General features: G+C 60.0%; 3 protein-coding genes. All 3 read left to right on the top strand.

All coding sequences use genetic code 11. The features are described 5' to 3' along the window. A partial coding sequence (locus J0A65_RS23475; RefSeq protein ID WP_206596703.1) for a hypothetical protein occupies window positions 1–476 on the top strand: 476 nt, incomplete at its 5' end. A 56-nt stretch (window positions 477–532) separates the two neighbouring features. Next, window positions 533–844 carry a hypothetical protein gene (locus J0A65_RS23470; protein WP_206596702.1) on the top strand — a complete coding sequence of 104 codons (312 nt, stop codon included), beginning with the start codon at window positions 533–535 and terminating at the stop codon, window positions 842–844. 102 nt (window positions 845–946) lie between these two features. Next, the coding region (locus J0A65_RS23465; protein ID WP_206596701.1) for a hypothetical protein at window positions 947–1376 on the top strand (430 nt) is incomplete at its 3' end.

The following is a 1376-nucleotide window of genomic DNA, read 5'->3' as shown; positions in this document are numbered from 1 at the left end:
CAAGAAGGAGAAGGCTGCGGCCTGATCCTGGCTCGGCCAGGGATGGCCGGGTTTCGGTGCTGGCGCTGATCGGCTACATTCCTTGCCATATCCGTAGGGAGGGAAACCCGATGCAGTGCCCAAAATGCCGGTACGAGCCTACTTTGGCCGAGGTGCAGCAAAGCCCTGAAGACTGCGTAAAGTGCGGGGTGAATTACGAAGGTTTTGAGCGCCATGCCGCTGAGGTAAAAGCACAGCGCCAACTAGAACAGGCAGCTAATGCGGAGCGCGCCAAGCGCTCGCCTGCAGTATATGAAGCAGAACAGCAGTATCCAGGAGCCCAGCCTGTCGTTGTGGTTGATATCAACATGAGCTTCGGCGCAATGGTGCGCTTCATGGTCAAGTGGGTATTGGCATCGATTCCCGCGATCATCATTCTTTTTCTTTTGTTCACCGGTGTCCCGGCTTTCCTGGGTGCCCTGATGCGCTTTTTCTAGTTTTTAGCCCAACACGCAACCCGCTACGGCGGGTTTTTTATTGCCCGGAGATTGAGATGAGCGAAGGCGCCACCGGTAAGTCTGTTATCAAAACGCTCAGCAATGGCACTCGCGTGTGCTGTATGGAGCTGACCGTTGCCCAGGTGCGCGGCCTGCTGGAGACCAAGCCGGGCGGCGACCTGATCGACGAGTTGCTGCTGGAGGATGTGCGCCTGCCCGACTTGCCGCTGTTCACCGGCCTGAAACTCGCTGACCTGGAACAGATGCTGCCGAGTGATCTGGAGGCCTTGGTTGATGGCTGCAAGGAGGCCAACCCCAGTTTTTTTCGCATGCTGGCCAAAGTGGCCAGCATGCGGCAGACAGCCTGAAGCAGTTGGATGAAGCGGCCTGCCAGCTGGTGAGACTTGGCCATCACGCTGTATGGCAGTACCCGTGGACCCTCTTTCGCCGCGCAATGAAAGGCTGATGCCATGACTGATGTTGAACTGCGGCTGACGGCCGACCTGGACCAAGCCACCAAGGAGGTGGCCGGTTTCCGCAAGGAATACCAGGACATGGTGCGCGCGGTCGAAAAGCCGCTGCGCCAGGTGAACATTGCCCGCGATCTTGAGCGCGACCTTGACGCCACCGGCAAGGCCGTGCGCAGCACCAAGGACCAACTGCGCGCCCTGCAGAGCGAGTTGATCAACACCGATCGCCCCAGCGAGCGGCTGAAAACGCAGTATCGCGATATGACCAGCGAGCTGCAGCGCCTGGAGCGCGTAGAGGCTCGTCAGCAAACCCAACTCAGCCGCATGCGTGGCGAGCTGACTGGCGCCGGAATCGATACCAGCCGGCTGGCGCAGGAGCAGCGCCGTCTCAACGCCGAGCTGACTGCCGGCCTGGCCGCTGGTCGTAACG

It is taken from the genome of Bowmanella yangjiangensis (assembly GCF_017255015.1).
GTDB lineage: Bacteria > Pseudomonadota > Gammaproteobacteria > Enterobacterales > Alteromonadaceae > Bowmanella > Bowmanella yangjiangensis.
Note: the sequence above shows the minus strand (reverse complement) of the source record. Positions and strands in the feature narration are given on the sequence as shown.

Bases quoted from the DNA above. Each gene is read 5' to 3' on its own strand.
- J0A65_RS23470 (WP_206596702.1), top strand. From the start codon at position 533: ATGAGCGAAGGCGCCACCGGTAAGTCTGTTATCAAAACGCTCAGCAAT.